The organism is Pseudovibrio sp. FO-BEG1 (assembly GCF_000236645.1).
Taxonomy (GTDB): domain Bacteria; phylum Pseudomonadota; class Alphaproteobacteria; order Rhizobiales; family Stappiaceae; genus Pseudovibrio.
The window spans coordinates 2,495,451-2,513,042 of sequence record NC_016642.1 but is presented as its reverse complement, the minus strand read 5'-3'; the positions used below and the strand labels follow the sequence as shown (position 1 = coordinate 2,513,042).

Genomic DNA, 17,592 nt, shown 5'->3' with positions numbered 1-17,592 from the left:
CCCGAGTTCGTCTCCAAAGAGTACCATAGCCGCAGGCAGACTAGCGCATTTGCCTGCACTACATACCTAAGGAATATAACGGTTACGTAGCGGAATGAGGACCTTCTTCCGGTTCTATGGTTTTCAGAGGGATAATTCCCCGCCGCATTTCCGCCACAAATAGTGACGGATTACTGATCTTTGGGCCGGTGGATCAGGCGCGTGGCGATGGTTTTGCTGTGGGCCTGCTCGCTGCTCATGGTCTGGGTCATGGCTTCCAGCGCCGCCTCAGCCCATTCTGCCTCGTTCTGTTTGACCGACCAGATCTCATTAGGCAAGAAGGACAGCATCTTGTTGTCATCGAAGGTGGCCAGGCGCAGCTGAGGTGGAATATGACCCAGCTTTTCGCGCAGAACGGCCAATGCGCCTTCCAGAACAGGCAGAGAGGACACCATCAGGTTCTGCGGGGCTTTGCCGAGCTTCTCCCAGAGCTGCAGCATCATCTGCTCGCCATCCTGTGTGCGGTTGCGGGCAGATTGCAGGGTCCAGTCTTTCTCCGCATTTTGCGGCATGACTTCCAGATAGCCGCGGGTACGCTCGGTGATGGTTGGCTGATTGCTGCCGCCGATGAGGAAGTAGACCGGCTCTCCGTCTGCGTGCTTGGCAATGGCGGCGGCGAGATCTTTAGCGCCCTCAAAGTTGCTGGAGGTGATGATGGGCGCATCGGTGTTGCCGTAGTCACGATCCAGAAACACCATTGGCTTGGAAATGGTTTTGACCAGATGTTGCTGGCTGCCAGAGGTGGAGGACACAACAAACAGGCCATCCACATTGCGCTGAACAAGACCGCTGGCCAGTTCCTTTTCCGTCTCCTCATCAGAGTTGGAACAGCTGATGATGAGCTGGTAACCGGTTTCGCGGCAGCGGTGTTCCAGTTCTTCGGAAAGCTTGGCGAAGAACGGGTTGGCGAGGCGTGGTATGATCAGGCCGAAGGTGTTGGTGCGTTTCAGCTTGAGACTGCGGGCTGTCAGGTCGAATTTGACACCATGCTCTTCCACATACTCACGAATGCGGGCTTGGGTGGCTTTACTGATGCGGTACTTTTCCGCCTTGCCGCCCAGCACCAATCGCACTGTGGTGATGGAGACGCCCAGCGCCTTTGCAATTTCATCTGGCTTTTTGGCCATTGCGTGCTTTCTCGCCCTGATTTTTGTAGGTACGCTTAACTGTCGAGTGGTAGTCAGCCTTCCTCAAATTGCCAAGCAGAATATGGCAGGTGCGGGGTGGTGTCCGTGGATATCCCGCAGCTTTTGCGTGAGTTTGAGCACCACGGGATGCTCAAACTCTGTTTTGCTGGGATTAAAGCAGATCTTTCGCAGAGCCTGCGATTTTGACGTTGATGCCCTGCGTGAGCGCCTGAGCCACGAAGGCCTGCAGCACATCCTGCAGTTTATCTTCCGGCACATAAGCCACGGTGATGTGGTTGGACTGGTGCCCTGCCATCAGATCATCACGGCCCACACCGTCCAGTGTGCAATTCATCAGTGGCCACTCATAGGTGGTTGCCTTGCGGCGACGTTCAAACTCATCTTCCGGCAGCTCGACCGCATGGCCGGTGCCAATGTGCATGATGACCTGCGTGCCCTCATAATGCGCGCGGGCCCAGAGGAACGCCCCTGCCTTACACTGGCCTGCGATACTGGAACCGCCTTTCGGGAAGTACATGGCCGGCTGGCGATAGCCTGTTGCGCCTGCAAGGCCGCCTTTGAGATGCTCAAACGGTACGGAGCCGGAGATTTCGAAGTCCCAATAGAAGGTACCTTCATACTCGCTGCCCCAGCGCACATCATGTAGTGTGGTTTCAGCAGGCAGGCCCATGGCATCCAGCAGGCGCCACATCATGGTCTGCGGAATGGCGGTTCCCATGTCTACTTCGTTGATACATGGGATGGGCTTGCCTTCCCAGATGATGGAGCCGTCTTCATCGGGGATCGGGAAGCGCTCAGTGGACCCAATGGCGCCTTCAGCAAAGTCAGAGGCTGCACAACTGTCTTTCAGGCCCTGCTGGTACTGGACGCCAACAGCAGACAGGCCAAAGCGGGTGGTGAAGCGAGCCATGGCGATCATCATGGCGCATTGTTCCAGCACCTGCTCGCGGGTGAGTTCGGTCGCATCATCGCTGCCGAACATAAAGGTCATGCCACGGTCCTCATAGAACTTCAGGCAGTCTTCACGCAGGGACTGAGGCACCCTCTCCATTTCCACCAGAAGAGCGGACTGGGAGAGGCTTTCCAGCGGCATACCGATGTCTGTGAGGGCTTTGACCGGGAAGTAGCCGTTCATCATGCCCATGCAGAAGGTATCGAACAGGCCAAGGATCGCTTTGTTCTTGAGGATGTACTCGCCAACCTGCTGACCGGCCTGCCCTGCTGGTGTCTGCAGGACGGCATGGTTTACAGGAACGTCCTGAAGGTATGAAGTGTCGTGGGAGAGCTTGCCGTCTTTGAGCCATGAGGCCAGACCGGATTTGAAGAAGTCATCTTCAAAGGTCTGGGACCAAAGGCGAGAATAATTCACTCCCAAGCTGGTGAGAGAGCCAGCCATACAGAGCATGCCCACCAAGCCCGGCCATGTGCCGTCAAAGTTGGCGAGCAGCAGGATCGGGCCTTTGTGCTTGGCAAGGGATGGCGCAATGTGGTGCGAGTATTGCCATGCGGTGAGCAGCACGATGAGCGGGGCTTCCGGGATCGATCTTCGCAAACAGCTCAGAGCCTTCTTTTTGCGAGGAGATGAAACCGTGACCGCGCGCTGCATCATATTCATGGGCACGCTTCATCTTGAAGCCTTGCGCGATCAGCTCTTTTCCAACCGCTGCGCATAGTCTTCATAGGTGGGCCAACAGGTGACGTTGGCACTTTCGCGAAGATCTGCGTTGGTGACGACAAGAATTTCCTTGTCCGCTACGGAGATAGGCGCTGGGGCCTGAGGCAGGTTGAGCACGTGGTGTCCTCCTGAACTTGTTTTGATATTTAAATTGCTTTTTCCATGAGCGCCTTGTGGTGCTGATGGTTGTCGTAAAGATTGAGGTAGACCTGATATTTGGCGGCGTGGAACTGAGCGGTGCTGCTTTCTGGCTTGATGAGCCCGCCAACACGCACCAGCTTTGCGCTGGCCGATGGAATGTCCTTGAAGTCACCACAGGCCACAGCACCCAGAATGGCAGCGCCCAGCGTGACGGCATCTTCTTCTTCCGCCAGCTGAATTTCCCGCCCTGTGATGTTGGCGTACTCCCTGAGCCAGAGCGGGTTCTTGGTGGCCCCGCCACACATGAACAGCTTGGTGATGCTGTGCCCGGCCTTGGTCATTTCCTCGATGATATGGCGCGTGCCGTAGGCAATGGCCTGAAGCGTTGCCAGATAGAGGCGGGCCAGAGCATCCCGGCCTGTTTCCAGTGTCAGGCCAGAGACAACGCCCTTTGCATGTGGGTTGGCGCGTGGTGAGCGATTGCCGTGATGATCAGAGAGCACATGAAGGTCACGGGTTGGATTTGCTTCCCGCTCCTCCAGATCCTGCACCCAGCTGTTGAGGAGTGCGATCTCGTGCAGGCCCTGCTTCGCCGCTTCTGCTTTGAGTTCGTCATAGGCATCAGACTGCTGGATAGTCCATTCCACCAGAGAACCAGCAGCACTCTGCCCGCCCTCGCCCAGCCAGTACCCCGGCAACATGGCGCCCCAGTATGGGCCCCAAACGCCCGGCACCATGACTGGTTTCTCGTTGACAATCATATGGCAGTTGGAGGTGCCGCTGATGATGGCAAGCCCGCCATCCGGCTCCGCTCCGATGAGCGCCAAACCGCCTGCGTGGGCATCAATGATGCCAGAAGCAACCGGTGTGCCTACGTTTAGACCAAGGTCTTTTGCGGCTTGGTCTGACAGTCCGCCAGCAGACGCTCCCAGATCCAGCACTTTTTGCGGCACCTTTTCCGGTAGATCCTGCAGGCCGACCGCTTGCAACATGTCTTCAGCAAAGCGGCCTTCGTGGGCCAGATAGTTCCACTTGCAGGTCAGAGTACAGGTGCTGGCTACATCTGCACTTGTTGCCCGCCAGACCAGATAGTCTGCCAGATCAAAGAAACGTACGGTGCGCTCATAGCGGTCCGGATAGTGGTTCTTGAGCCAGAGGATTTTGGGCAGTTCCATTTCAATGGAAACTTCGCCGCCAACATACTTGAGTGCCTCATCCCCGGTAGCGTTGATCTCCGTGGTCTCTTCAGCAGCGCGATGGTCCATCCACATGATGATGTCCTGATCAGCCTCGCCATTTTCAGAGACGGAGACCGGGCTACCACCCTGCCCGACTGCGACCAGCGAACAGGTGGCATCCACGCCCAGCGAACGGATTTCATCGGCAGAAACACCAGCGGTGGCCATCGCCTCTTTCATGGCGGCGCAGATCTGCTGCCAGATGTCTGATGAGGACTGTTCTACGAAGTTGGCCCGACCATGAAACTGCTTGATGGGCCGCACCGCGAAGGCCAGCCTCTCGCCCTTTTCATTGAAGAGCCCGACGCGTGCGCTTGCAGAACCGACATCAATGCCAGCGTAACATGTCTGTTTCATACGCGGCCTCCCTTTTCGACTCGCGATTGTTCTTCTCCTTTGCTAACTACACCTGCTAACTCGTGTTAGCAAGTGCAAAGCAAATGAGATTTATGCAAAAATTCTCATAGGCAAGCACAGCAAAGCAGGCCGGAGGACGGTTCCGCCAGCCATGGATTTTCAGATTTTGATTGGATCAGGAGGGTCTAGTTTGGCTCTTTCGAGCGGTTTTGTGCATCGCTCAGCAATCGGGCGAAAAAGCCGTAGCCGATGCCAAAGGCCAGTGCGCGGATCACCAGATCAATGATGAAGAACAGCCCCATCTCATCCCCCGCAAACGTGGGAAACGGGCTGGCCGGAGCAACAGCGCCCTCACCTGCCAGCAGGTAACTCCGCACGGTCATGGAGATGGGAAGGCTGGCTGCAAGGGAGCCAACAAACAGCCCCCAATAAGTCGCGCCAGTTGGTGCCTTGTGTTCATTTCGCACAAAGATCAGGCTGGTCAAGATTACCGGCAGGCCAAGTTCTATGAACATGTTGCCCGCCTGCTTGATGCCATATTGGAAGACCAACAGGGTCACCGCCACCTGCACCACCGTGTAGCTCACGATGAACCAGCTGAGGTAAAACCAGAGAGAACGGTGCAGCTTGGTCATGGATCATACTCGGCTTAAGACGTGGTCAGCTCGTTCTCTTCAACATGGTCAGCCATGGTTTGCAATGGCCTATGCATTTCATATTGCTGCAGCCTTTTTATTGCCCCCAGCTTTGGCAGGGCCTGCATGATGGTCTCATCGCTTTCATCCACGTTGATGAAGGTCAGCGCTTCCTTCTCTACATTGGCGAAAGCTGTGGCGATCAATGCTGAGGCAAAGCCGTTACCGCGATGCTCCGGCGCAACAGCAAGCTGCATGACAGAGCCGGTTTTGCGGGTGAAGGTGATATAGGCAGCAAGCTTTCCATCCTGCTCAATCTTGTAGGAGGCTGCCTCATCGCCCAGAGCACAGACCGCAAAAGCAGAGTTCTGCCAGCTTGGCGGCTTTTGCCAGAGTTCAGAGGCCTGTGGCTCCAGCTCGCTCCATGAAGCGATGACAGGTTGTGCAGTGGTTGGTCGTTCAGAAAACGCAGTCTTTTGCAGGCTGAAGCATTGGAAGTGTCTTTCAGTTGCAAAGCCGAGCTTCTCGTAGGCTTTGACAGCCGCGGTGTTGCTGGTGATCACCTCCAGCTGGATTTTGCCGTAACCTGCTTTCAAAGCATGCTCTTCAACCTTGGCAAAGAGCTTGCTGGCAATGCCCTTTCCACGCGCCTCTGGCACGGTGCCAGTTGAGACGGCATAGACCGTGCCCGCGTAAGCTGCCTGCTTGCCGATGAACCAGAAGCCCACCAGCTGCTCATCCTCAGCCGCCACCCATGACAACTCAGGATCAAACCCGCGCGTGGTGATCATCCTCTCAAAATCCGCCAGAGGCATTTTCATCTGTATGACATAATCGGAAAACGCCGAAACCATCACCCGATGCAACTGCTCCATCGAAAACGCCGAAGCCTTCTGAAACAAAATCACCCCAATCCCCCCATGTCTCATGAATCACCACAAACGGTGCGCTTGGTCGATACCTACCCTGTTTGAGGGGGATGGCTCAATGTTTGTGTGGGGGCGTCTTCATCAAAGCAGCTTGTTCCAATCCGGATAGCTATCTGGATTGCGCTTCTGACAGAATGCGCATTTCGCGTTCTCGGGACTCGGCGATTGGATCTGGGGTATCGGACTGAGAGTTGGCAGGTCCGGGGTGACACATGCAAACGCTGTCTTCGGTTCCAGTTTGGCGCCATGTCTCTAGAAGGTCACTGAAATCGCTCTTCATTGAGAAATCGTAGATCCCTGCGAAGTCTTTATTGTAGCGAATCCCATAGCGATCAGCCTGACGTTTAAACGACCAGCTGAGGTAGTTTAAAAACAGCGATTTGATGCGATAAGGGCGCTTGAGAACACCTTTCAGTGGGCCACCACACTGGCGAACCCAGCCTTTAAACCCGGCGTCATACAATGCTTTTACGCAAGCATTTCTGATCTGCGGAAACAGATGTACATGCTCATGTCCATCAACAAAATCCGGCAGTCTGCCAAAATCACGCCGGAAAAACTCGATCTGTGAAGCAATCTCTTTCTCGATCAAGTCGGCATCCAGCAAACGCAAATGCGATTTAAGCAAGAGCTGCGGCATTGTCGGGAAAGCATTCCAGTTCAATGCCAATGAGGATGGTTTGAGCCAGTCCCCTGTCAGGGTGATATGGAGCCCGATCTGAATGTCAGGTCTGCGCTCACTCAACTCCTTCAGGGCTGCAACGTCTTTTGGCCACGCAGACGTGACCACCATGCAGGACGTGCCCTGTATTTTGTCGTTCTCCAAGAGCCACAAAATACTTTTGCTGATTTCCGAAGTGTAAGCGTAATCGTCAGCCACCAAGCGCATCAGCGGCCTCTGGCGTTTTCGCTTGTTGATTGCTTTCTTCCGCAATGATGTAGATTGGTCGCTGCTTAATTTCGCGCAGCATATGACCAACATACTCACCTACGACACCCAGCAAGATGAGCTGCAATCCGCCGAGGAACACTGTCGCGGTGAACAACGAGGAGTATCCCGGCACATCATTACCCAGAATGAGGGCAGACAGAACAATCCAAAATCCGTAAAGCGATGATGGAATTGCGATGGCAACACCCAGGAACATGGTTGCCCGCAGTGGTACCGTTGAGAATGAAATAACTCCTTCAGAAGACAGGCTCAGCAACTTCAGGAAGTTCCACTTCGTGGTACCCGATATGCGCTCTTCCGGCTCATACTCGATTGCGCTTTGCTTAAACCCAATCCAAGTGGACAGGCCTTTGAAGAAACGAATGCGTTCCTGACAAGCCTTCAATGCTTCTAAAGCGCGCGGCGACAGAAGTTTGTAATCAGCAGCATTCGCAGGAATTTCAAAACGGCTTCCAGCATTGATGAGCCGATAAAAGATCCCAACCAGCTTCTGTTTAATCGGGTGATCCTGTCGTTTGTTATGCACTGCATAGACAACATCGTTGCCTTCTTCCTTCCAGCGTCTCACAAACTCCGGCAGCATTTCTGGTGGGTGCTGGCCATCGCTATCAAGGAAGACAATTGCACCTTTTTTGCAGCGTTCAATCGCTGCGACCAGTGCGGCTTCCTTGCCGAAGTTTCGGCTGAAGCACACTGTTTTGACGCTGAAACGAGCACTGGGCAGGCGGTTCATTATCTCAACGCTGCCATCAGAGCTGCCATCATCCACGTAGAGGATCTCTACGGTCAGACCAAACTGGTCGATCAGCTGTTCAGCAACTTTTCCAAGACGCTTATGAAAGACCTCAAGGGATTCAGCTTCATTGAAAACCGGCACAGCAAGTGTGAGGGTGGTGTCACTCATGATTATTCTCCCTCACATGTAACTGCATTTGGACCAGTTGCCGGTTTCAAAACGGCAATCCAGATCTCAGGGTGTTTTTTGTAAGTCCGCTCATTTGGCATGGGCCAAAGAACCTTTTGCGGATCAGTGACGCACATTCCAGCGACCTTGGTTTTGGGGTCTTTGTAATCGACATAAATCGCACCTTTGCTTCGGAGGTCGTCAACATCAACCCAAGGCGCTATTTTGAGGTTTGCTTTTTCGAAAAGTGATGAGCGGTGCGTTCCATACCAAGCTACTGTTCCGCCCGGCCAGCGACTGCCAACGGTGTATTCAAACGGCCCGGTTTCGTGGCGATACCAATGCTCTTCTGCTAAGCGAGCCAGCGCCGGGCCATCATGCTGCATACGCGCTGGTTTGTTTTTCACGAAAGGTGAGAGAACGAAGATACCAATGAGAACAATGAGCAGGATGCCGTAAAGGACTGCCCATGCGCTCAGGAAGCGTTCCTTGAACGAGGTGTTTTCCTTCTCTAGTGAGCTGGCAACAACACCGACAAGACCCGCAAACACGATACCAAGCGGGATTGACCACGCGGTCTTGATGTTTGCTCCAAGCAATAGCGAGATTGCTGCAATAACACCGACAGGCCCAACAACAGCAAACAGGAATGGATCGGACCAAACCCGCCCTGCTAAAGTTTTCAAACCGGGACCAAAGCCAGTCTTCAATCGCATCCAGCCAACACCGATTGCGAGCGCCAGCAACATTGGCCCAACAGAATAAATGAGCTCCACGAGATACTTGAGGGGCATCAACAGGTGCTGATACCACGCGGTTCCCTCACTCTCAGAACGGTTCATCGCATACTCTATTGGCAGGAAATCTGAGTTTACCAACCAAATCAGATGCGGTGTAAGTGCGAGAAGGAAAATGGCGGCAGCAAAGTATGGCCCCGGTCGCAACAACAGGTCCCGCCGTTTCAGCAGAACCCAAAGTGTTGCGCTCATCAGGAACACACCGGCGATGTACTTTCCGTAGATACCCCCAGCACTGACAAGTCCAAATAGTCCCCACCAGAGAAGGCTATCTTTCTCTTCTGCTTTTACAAACGTGAAGACCATCCAACCCCAGAATGGCAAGAAGCCCATGTTGACGTTGTATTCAACGGAGGTCAGCGTTGTAAAATGAGTGAGGAAAACAGCAAGTGTCGAGTAACCGACAGCTTTCGCACCGTATCGCTCTCCCACGATCAAGAGCACAGGCAGCACAGCTAAAAGAGTACATAGCTGTGATGCAGCGAAAACAATCCAGTCAGAACGCCCGAAGAGTTGCACGATGATGTCGATCATCCACGCAGATATTGGCGGGTGTTTATAGTAGCCGAGCTGCCACTCGTTCCCCCAATACAATGACTCAATCGCATCCAAAGGAAGATTGCTGGCAAACATAGATGGGATCACGGTGTAGATCACCAGATGCATTGCCAGGATCACCACGATGAGCCCAGTTGATCCAACATTAAGAGGAGCGAAGATACTTCTTTTCGAAGCTAGCTCTGACTTTACGTAGTGCGCGTCCATAACAACCAATTGGGCTCAGTGAAAATACCTGAGCCTGAAATAACAATAAATTCGCCTAAAAATGGCATTTTCCGTCAGCACAACTAACAGAGAGCTATACGAGTCTCCAGTTTCTTTTCGATAGCGAGGAGAATTTTTAGGCAAGAGGCAAATCTCTGTGCCCTTTTGGTATCAATTTGACAAACCGGGCGGCTATATTTGCAGTAACCACACATTTCATGAAACTACGCAGAGCGCTTTAAATGGGACGTTTTCCCTCAGGTAGCGAGATCAGCTTCTCATGATCTTCCCGTTTCCTACGCTGCGTTTCCGTGGAGGTTTGGGGATTTTGGGAAAAGGTGTTCTCAAACAGAGGTGTGTGAAGAAAGCTGTCGCGTTTTGGGTGGGGGTGTGGTTCTATCGTCTACTGTGATTTTCGGGGCTTCGTCTTTTCAGGGATACCTGCCCATTTTCTGAGTAGTTGCCATGCGCCAGTTCCTGCTTCCCATTGCGTCCTTGCTGCTGGGATCCGCCTTTCTGTTTTTTGCCGGTGGTGTAACCGGCATGCATTTGCCTCTGCGTGGTACGTTTGAGGGGTTCTCATCTCTCTCGCTCGGTCTGCTTGGTACGGGCTGGGCGATTGGCTATGTGACCGGCTGCTTAAGCGTGCCGAAGATCGTGCAGCGGGCGGGCCATATCCGAGCCTTTGGGGTGATGGCATCGCTGGCGTGTCTTTCTGTGCTTGCCTCATCATTGCTGGTTGACCCGATTGCATGGGTTGCTTTCCGCTCTCTGGCTGGCTTTGCCTTTGCTGGTGCGGCGATGATCGTTGAAAGCTGGCTGACGGAACGCTCCAACCCGGGTAATCGCGGCGTGATCTTTGGCACTTACACCATGGTGAACCTTGCTGCGACCACTGCTGGTCAGGTCGTGCTTTCCATGGGACCGATTGATGGCTTTGAATTCTTTGTCATCGCCTCGATGTTTTATGTGGTGGCGCTTATTCCTACCGCGGTCACCCGCACCCCTGCCCCAGCTCCACTTGCGCAGGTGAAGTTGGATCTGAAACGGCTGTGGCGGAACTCTCCGGTGGCCGTGGTCGCTGTTACGCTGACCGGTGTTTCCAACGGTAGCTTTGGTACGCTGGCGGCGGTGTATGGTGGTCAGGTTGGTTTGCCGATTGCCAGTATCACGCTGTTTGTGAGTGCTTCCATTCTTGCAGGCGCGTTTGCGCAGGTGCCGATTGGCATGATCTCTGACCGCACGGATCGACGCTTTGTGGTGATTGCGATTGCCATGGTCGCGCTGGCAGCGGACTGTATCTTTCTGTTTGCTGATACCAGCAGCGCCAATATTGCCATTGCGTCTGCTGTGATTTTTGGTGCAGCGATCTACACCTTCTACCCTGTGCTGGTTGCGCACGCGAATGACCACGCGGATGCGGGGGATGCCATGCAGACCAGTGGTGGCTTGTTGCTGATGCTGGGTGTGGGATCCATGATTGGGCCGTTTCTGGGTGGTGTGCTGATGAGCGTGTTCGGGTCGATTGGCCTGTTCATGTCCACCTTTGCGGCTCATGCGCTCATTCTTGCCTTCACCTTATGGCGCCTCACTCAGCGTTCTGCTGTGGCGGAGAGTGAGAAGAGTGTGTTTGTTCCTTCGGCTCCAACCCGTACGGCGACACCGCAAACGATTATTCTGGCGGACGAAGAAGTGGCCAAGGAAATGGAAGTGGACGAGCTGTCGGAGCAACCTTCGTCTTAAGTGGTTTTGCGCAGGTATCCACCGGATGCCTGCGTTAACGAATAAATATGAGGTTAAAACTCCTATTTAAACTTGACTATAATTATCAGGTATACAATAGCTCGGAACACAACCGTTGCTTTTGCTAATCCTTTTGAGAAGTCAAGCTCATGAAAACCAATCTTTTCGCCGCTGCCATTGCTGGTGCCCTTTCCACTCTTGTTGCCTTTGGTGCTTCTGCACGGGACGTCAAACACGAGCTGGGCACCACCACCGTTCCTGATCAGCCACAGCGCATTGTTGTGCTGGAGTACAGCTTTGTGGACGCATTGGCTGCTGTTGGTGTGGCGCCGGCAGGTGTTGCGGACGACAAGAAGCGTGATCGCATTATCAGCGCGTACACCGACAAGATTGGTCATGATTGGGTTTCTGTTGGCACACGCAAGACCCCAAGCCTTGAAGTGATTGCCTCACTTGGGCCGGATCTGATCATTGCTGATAAGACCCGTCACACTGCGGCCTATGAGACCCTGTCTGAAATTGCGCCAACCGTGGTGTTTGATAGCCTTGGCGGCGACTACCCATCCGCGATTGCGCAGCTGGAAGCCATTGGTGCTGCTGTTGGCAAAGCTGATGAGATGAAAGCCCGCGTTGAGGCGCACAAGGCCAAAATGGCGGAGATTGGTGCGCAGTTCAAAAATGCTGGCGATTACAAAATCCAGTTTGGTGTAGCGAACGCCAAAGGTCTGTGGCTGCACTCCCCTGTGTCCTACAATGGTTCTTTGCTGAAAGGCTTTGGATTTGCCAGCGGCATGAAGCCGACCAATGGTGCGGTTTATGAAGCCAACTATGTGAAGACCTCTCTGGAGCAGCTGTCTGCGGTCAACCCGGACATTCTCATTCTTGGTCCCTATGCCACACCATCGTTTGCTGATGGCTGGAAGGGTGAAGCGCTTTACGAAAACATCAGCGCCGTGAAGAACAACCGTGTGTTCCATGTGGAAGCACATGTGTGGTCTCGTCTGCGCGGCATGGTGGCTGCAGAGATGACCGCCACTGATCTGCTTGAAATCATGAAGCAAGTTCAGAACTAAGATCCGCACATGCCATTGACTGCCATGTACTGGAGCCTTATGGGGATGGCGCTGCTCGCAGGAGCGGCGCTGTCCCTTGCCACAGGTGGCCGGCAAGATATCGGCTTTGATCAGATCCTGAGCGCGCTGTCTGCGCAGCTGGATGAGCAAAGCCTTTCTATTATCTGGGACATCCGTGCCCCACGCACCCTGATTGCCGCGTTGATTGGCGCAAATCTGGGCCTTGCCGGGTTGCTGCTGCAGGCCACAACACGCAACCCGCTCTCTTCTCCCTCCATCCTCGGCATCAACCAGGGCGCAGCCCTTGGTATTGCCATCGGACTGGTGTTCCCTTCCCTCGTGATCTTCAACATAGACACAATGGCTGTGCTGGGTGCTGCCTTTGCTGGTGGCCTGACCCTGACGCTTGCGGGTGGGTTGAAGGGCACGCTCAGTGCTCTGCGCCTGATCCTCTCCGGTGTGGCTGTCAGTGCTTTCGCATTCGCGCTGGTGCGCTTTACGTTTACGCTGGATGACGAACTAGCGCTTTCCGTTATTCAATGGACAACCGGTGACATTGCCGATGTGCGCTGGAAGCAGGCCACGCCTCTGCTGGCGTGGTGTCTGGCTGGCGGCGTGATGACATTCTTCATGTCTCACAAGCTCAATCTGATGGCGCTTGGAGAAGCTGCCTCGAAAGGGCTTGGCTCAGACCCACGTTTTACCCTGCTGTTCGGCATTCTGCTTGCTTCTATTTTGACCGGCGTTTCTGTGTCCGTAGCTGGCCCTGTGATGTTCGTGGGTCTCATCATTCCGCATTTGTGCCGTGCCGGGTTTGGAACGGATCACCGTGTTCTGGTTCCCGCCGTGATGCTGTGCGGCGCGACCCTGATGCTGGTTGCAGATGGCGTTTCCAAGCTGATCAACTTTCCTGAGGAGACAGCCGTTGGCGTGGTCTCCGCTTTGATTGGTGCACCCTATTTCCTTTACCTGACCATCACCGCCAAGGAGATTGACTAATGAGCGTGCTCGCTGAGGCCTCCGCGCCTCCACAGTGGCGGGTGGACTTTAAAACCCATCGCAGCACAAAAGCATTTCGCGTTCAATTGGTTCTGTTCGTTGCCTGCATCACTGCCAGCATGGTTAGCCTTGGCTTGGGTGCTGTCAGCATTCCGCTGGATGTGATCATCAACAGCCTGTTTGATCTTGAAGGGCCAAAGCAGACTTACATCATCTGGAAGTCTCGCCTGCCCCGGGTTCTGATTGCCCTTATGGCCGGTGCGAGCCTTGCAGTTTCCGGTGTGATTGTGCAGGCGATTGTGCGAAATCCGTTGGCGAGCCCTAAGATCATGGGCATCAACTCTGGTGCTGCGCTGGCCGCTTTGGGGACGATCATGTTCCTGCCTGAGATGCCCGTCACCTACCTACCCGTGGCTGCTGCTTTGGGTGGCATCGTTGCTGCCGTGATTGTTCTGTTTGCTGCCCATTTGCGTCAGGTCTCTCCTGCCCGTCTTGCGCTGGTGGGCATTGCGGTGGGCATGGTGTGTGATGCAGGCGTTGATTACCTGCTGGTGACTGCTGCCACGCTGGAGATTTCCAACCCGCTTGTATGGCTGACCGGCTCCTTGTGGGCGCGCACATGGGCGCATGTGCACTCTATCTGGCTGCCACTTGTCAGTCTGCTCGGCCTGACCATGGTGCTGTCTTATCAACTGGATCTGCAACAACTGGGAGACCAAACAGCTCGCGGTCTGGGCCAGAGCACCAACAAAATGCGGCTGTTGCTGCTGGGTGTCGCCACGTTGCTGGCCAGTATCTCGGTGGGTGTTGTGGGCGTGATCGGCTTTATCGGCCTGATGTCCCCTCACATCAGCCGGTCACTGGTTGGTGGCAGACACCGCGTGTTGTTGCCAACCGCGGCGCTGGTGGGCGCCTTGCTAGTCGTTCTGGCAGATGCTGTCGGGCGTGCCATTGCGCCGCCGATTGAGGTTTCCGCAGGTATCTTAAGCGCCATGCTGGGCGCTCCTTATTTCATCTGGATCATGAGCAGATCTCAAAAAGGACAGAGCGCATGAGCATCGTTCTTTCAAACGTGACTTCCGGCTACGAAGAGTTTTCACTTCAAAGCATCAACCTGACCATCCAGAAGGGCAGTTATGCGGCTTTGATCGGCCCTAACGGCTGCGGAAAGTCCACACTGCTGAAGACCATTGGGCAGATCAACAAGCTCAACACGGGCAGCATCACCGTTGATGGGAAGGAGATCCATCGGCTGCCTGCCAAAACCGTTGCGCGGCAGATTGCTTTTCTTCCGCAAAGCCCGGTTGTGCCGACTGGCATCAGCGTTGAGCAGCTGGTTGGTTATGGCCGCGCTCCACATCAGTCCATACTGGGCATTCGCAGTCGCCGTGATGTCGAAATTGTTGAAGAGGCCCTGCACACATCCGGGCTTTACAGCTTCAAGGATCGCGCTTTGAAAGACCTTTCCGGCGGTCAGCGCCAGCGGGCTTTCATCGCCATGTGTCTGGCTCAGGATACGCCCTACATCATGCTGGACGAACCCACCAGCTATCTGGATATCCGCTATCAGTACGAGACGCTGGATCTGCTCCAGCAGCTCAACAGTCAGGGCCGCACAGTTGTTGTTGTCCTTCACGACATCGCCCAGGCCTCTCGCTACGCCGACCACCTCATCGTCATGCGAAACGGCGCCCTCTTCGCAGAAGGCACCCCACACGATGTGATCAGCCCCTCCCTAATCAGCTCCGTTTATGAGATCGCAACCAACGTCTATGCTGACCCGGTCTCACAGACGCCTGTTGTGACGCCTGTTTGAGAGGGAGACAGCTACATCTAGCTGTCTTCCATGATCTGAGCGTAGATTTCAGGGTCGGTGACGCCTTCTGAGCCGATCAGGAGGATACTGGAGTCTGGGGTAAGGCCTAGCTCATGGCAGAGTTGCGGGTCCTTGGAGGCTTCGATCACTGCGGCGAGGCCAGCGACGCCGCTTTCGCCTGCCTCAATGGCAGGATCATTGCCAAGGGGATGTGCGAGGCGGCGCATTGTTGGGGCGATCAGGTCATCGCTGATGGTGAGGAAATGTGAGCATTCACTTCTCAGGATTTCCCAGGCCATTGGAGAGGGAACGCCGCAGGACAGACCTGCCATGATCGTTTCTTCATCAATTTCAATAGATGCGGCCTGCCGCTGCTTTGCGCTCTCAAATAGACAGGCGGCGAGGTCCGGTTCAACAATGCAGACTTTAGGGGCTTCATCCTTCCAGTGCTGCCGTAATGAAGCGGCAACGGCAGCTGCCATGCCGCCTACTCCGGCCTGCAAAAATACATGAGTTGGCGGGCTTTCGAGATCATTAAATATCTCGTGGGTCATGACACCATAGCCAGCCATAACATCCCGCGGAGGCTCTGTATAACCGGGCCAGGATGTGTCAGAAACCACGAACCAGCCAGCGGCCTCAGCTTCACTCCGACACATTTCAACGGACGCATCATAATCGCCGTCGATGCGAATGACTTCTGCACCCAGCTCCTGCATCGCTTGCTCACGGCCCTGACTGACTTCCGCATGGATATAGATTTTGCAGGGCGCACCAAATCTCTGACATCCCCAGGCAAGGGACCGCCCATGATTGCCATCGGTTGCGGATGCTAAGGTGATGCTGCTCACCTGATCTGCGTAGTGCCCGTTACGAATATCTGAGAGGGAGACCTCTTCCCCTATACGGCGCGACACTTCTCGTTGCAGCACGCGCAATGCGGCATATGCACCGCCTAAGGCCTTGAAGCTTCCAAGACCAAAACGTGGACCTTCATGTTTGTAGAGGATCGCCCCTACCCCAATCTCCTGCGCCAAAGACGGTAAAGAACACAATGGGCTGGGTGCATACCCTTCCCACTGAGTGATCTCGGCAATTGCCTGAGCGAAAGCAGTTTCAGGCAAAACGGAGAGTACTGCCGGGCCGAAATCGGGAGACCCCTGCGTATATGAGATGCTTTTGGACATGGGATACTCCTGCTTACTTACCTTTTGGGAGACGCTGCTTTGCCAACTCAGCCCAGAACCGAGCTCCCGTCTCCAAAAGCTCATCGTTGAAATCATAGTCAGCTGCATGCAAAGGTTTGGCATGGGCGCCTTCCGTGCCGTTTCCCATGAGAAGAAAACAGCCAGGAACTTGCGCGGCAAAGTTTGCGAAGTCCTCAGAAAACGTCATGGAAGGGCGGGCACCGTCATGCTCCAGCCCCATCGCTTTGGCAGCTTCAATCACATGAGAAGCGGCATCGGCATCATTGATCGCTTCAATAAACTCCGTACGGAATTCCACTGAAACATCGAGACTATGGCTCACACCAATACCTTCTGCGATCTGCCTCAGATGGGTCTCGACCTGTTTTCGGTGTTCTGGAGAGGCAGCGCGCACTTCCCCCTTCAGCAGCGTGTGACCCGGCAGGACGTTGCGCTGACCATCGGTGATAAACTCGGTTACTGAAACGACAGCGCCAGAGGACGGCGGTAGCTTTCGAGAAACGATGGTTTGAAGCGCCAGAACCAACTCGGCAGCTGGGGTCATCGTTTCGCGACCGGCCTGAGGCATTGAGGCATGTCCACCCTGCCCATTGATCGTAATCTCAAACAGGCTTTCACTGAAGCAGATCACCCCTGCCCGGGTAGATATCCGCCCAATAGGCTCGCCGGGCAGGTTGTGCAGACCATAGACCTCATCAATCGGAAAATTCTGCAAGACACCTTCGTCAATCATGGCCTGCGCACCTAAACCATGCTCTTCATTAGGCTGGAACAGGAGTACAACCGTTCCATCAAACTCAGGAGATTTGGCCAGAAGCTCCGCAGCCCCCAGCAGCATGGTGGTGTGTCCATCATGGCCGCAGGCATGCATCACGCCCTCATTGCGAGACCGATGTGCAAACTCGTTGAGCTCGGTGATGGGCAGCGCATCAAAGTCCGCCCGTATGCCGATGGCTTTATGGCTGTTACCTGCTCTTAGCACGCCAACAACACCGACGCTCTCGTGGGTTTCAATGCCCAGATCACGCAGATGGCGCGCGATCCGTGCCTTGGTCCACTCCTCCTGAAAGCCAAGCTCAGGATTTTGATGAAACTCATGCCGAAGGGCCTGAAGACGATGCGCAAAGTCAGTCATGGAGTACTCCCGAGAGGCAGCGTGCTGCAGTTCAACTG

The 17,592-nt window shown here is 54.6% G+C and carries 16 protein-coding genes; 5 read left to right on the top strand and 11 right to left on the bottom strand.

Annotated elements, in window-relative coordinates; translation table 11 throughout:
* Positions 1-170: 170 nt before the first annotated feature.
* The 9 genes from PSE_RS11555 to PSE_RS11520 all read right to left on the bottom strand — a co-directional run bounded on the left by PSE_RS11555 (position 171) and on the right by PSE_RS11520 (position 9,496).
* Positions 171-1,166 (bottom strand): LacI family DNA-binding transcriptional regulator, encoded by a 996-nt coding sequence (locus tag PSE_RS11555; protein WP_014285031.1) that lies wholly within the window; start codon positions 1,164-1,166, stop codon positions 171-173.
* Between the two features lie 172 nt (positions 1,167-1,338).
* Complete coding sequence (locus PSE_RS11550) at positions 1,339-2,802, bottom strand: fucose isomerase (protein ID WP_208998155.1); 1,464 nt, start codon at positions 2,800-2,802, stop codon at positions 1,339-1,341.
* 30 nt (positions 2,803-2,832) lie between these two features.
* A complete protein-coding gene (locus PSE_RS27435) occupies positions 2,833-2,979 on the bottom strand; it encodes a hypothetical protein (RefSeq protein ID WP_208998154.1) in 147 nt (48 codons plus the stop codon).
* Between the two features lie 29 nt (positions 2,980-3,008).
* Positions 3,009-4,598, bottom strand: a complete 1,590-nt coding sequence (locus PSE_RS11545) for an FGGY-family carbohydrate kinase (RefSeq protein WP_014285030.1) — start codon at positions 4,596-4,598, stop codon at positions 3,009-3,011.
* Between the two features lie 185 nt (positions 4,599-4,783).
* Positions 4,784-5,233 (bottom strand): ABZJ_00895 family protein, encoded by a 450-nt coding sequence (locus tag PSE_RS11540; RefSeq protein ID WP_014285029.1) that lies wholly within the window; start codon positions 5,231-5,233, stop codon positions 4,784-4,786.
* A gap of 14 nt (positions 5,234-5,247) precedes the next feature.
* Positions 5,248-6,141, bottom strand: coding sequence for a GNAT family N-acetyltransferase (locus PSE_RS11535; RefSeq protein ID WP_208998153.1), 894 nt, complete (start codon positions 6,139-6,141; stop codon positions 5,248-5,250).
* A 130-nt stretch (positions 6,142-6,271) separates the two neighbouring features.
* Positions 6,272-7,051 carry a ChbG/HpnK family deacetylase gene (locus PSE_RS11530; RefSeq protein WP_041768360.1) on the bottom strand — a complete coding sequence of 260 codons (780 nt, stop codon included), beginning with the start codon at positions 7,049-7,051 and terminating at the stop codon, positions 6,272-6,274.
* The gene (locus PSE_RS11525) at positions 7,035-8,018 is read right to left on the bottom strand and encodes a glycosyltransferase family 2 protein (protein WP_014285026.1); all 984 of its coding nucleotides are present in this window, start codon (positions 8,016-8,018) and stop codon (positions 7,035-7,037) included. The genes PSE_RS11530 and PSE_RS11525 overlap by 17 nt, the downstream gene beginning before the upstream one ends.
* A 2-nt stretch (positions 8,019-8,020) precedes the next feature.
* Positions 8,021-9,496, bottom strand: a complete 1,476-nt coding sequence (locus PSE_RS11520; protein WP_014285025.1) for a glycosyltransferase family 39 protein — start codon at positions 9,494-9,496, stop codon at positions 8,021-8,023.
* A gap of 549 nt (positions 9,497-10,045) precedes the next feature.
* On the opposite strand from PSE_RS11520, the gene PSE_RS11515 reads away from it, so the two are divergent.
* The 5 genes from PSE_RS11515 to PSE_RS11495 all read left to right on the top strand — a co-directional run bounded on the left by PSE_RS11515 (position 10,046) and on the right by PSE_RS11495 (position 15,211).
* Positions 10,046-11,323: an MFS transporter gene (locus PSE_RS11515; protein WP_014285024.1), complete on the top strand. Its 1,278-nt coding sequence runs from the start codon at positions 10,046-10,048 to the stop codon at positions 11,321-11,323.
* A gap of 149 nt (positions 11,324-11,472) precedes the next feature.
* The gene (locus PSE_RS11510; protein ID WP_014285023.1) at positions 11,473-12,396 is read left to right on the top strand and encodes a Fe(3+) dicitrate ABC transporter substrate-binding protein; all 924 of its coding nucleotides are present in this window, start codon (positions 11,473-11,475) and stop codon (positions 12,394-12,396) included.
* Between the two features lie 9 nt (positions 12,397-12,405).
* Positions 12,406-13,395 (top strand): iron ABC transporter permease, encoded by a 990-nt coding sequence (locus tag PSE_RS11505; protein ID WP_014285022.1) that lies wholly within the window; start codon positions 12,406-12,408, stop codon positions 13,393-13,395.
* On the top strand, positions 13,395-14,450 hold the full coding sequence (locus PSE_RS11500; protein ID WP_051125906.1) for an iron ABC transporter permease: 1,056 nt from the start codon (positions 13,395-13,397) through the stop codon (positions 14,448-14,450). Before PSE_RS11505 ends, PSE_RS11500 begins: the two co-directional genes overlap by 1 nt.
* Positions 14,447-15,211: an ABC transporter ATP-binding protein gene (locus PSE_RS11495; protein WP_014285020.1), complete on the top strand. Its 765-nt coding sequence runs from the start codon at positions 14,447-14,449 to the stop codon at positions 15,209-15,211. The genes PSE_RS11500 and PSE_RS11495 overlap by 4 nt, the downstream gene beginning before the upstream one ends.
* A gap of 17 nt (positions 15,212-15,228) precedes the next feature.
* Here PSE_RS11495 and PSE_RS11490 read toward each other — a convergent pair whose 3' ends face one another.
* Positions 15,229-16,398 (bottom strand): diaminopropionate ammonia-lyase, encoded by a 1,170-nt coding sequence (locus tag PSE_RS11490; RefSeq protein WP_014285019.1) that lies wholly within the window; start codon positions 16,396-16,398, stop codon positions 15,229-15,231.
* Positions 16,399-16,411: 13 nt separating this feature from the next.
* On the bottom strand, positions 16,412-17,554 hold the full coding sequence (locus tag PSE_RS11485; protein WP_014284550.1) for an amidohydrolase: 1,143 nt from the start codon (positions 17,552-17,554) through the stop codon (positions 16,412-16,414).
* Positions 17,555-17,592 lie beyond the last annotated feature (38 nt).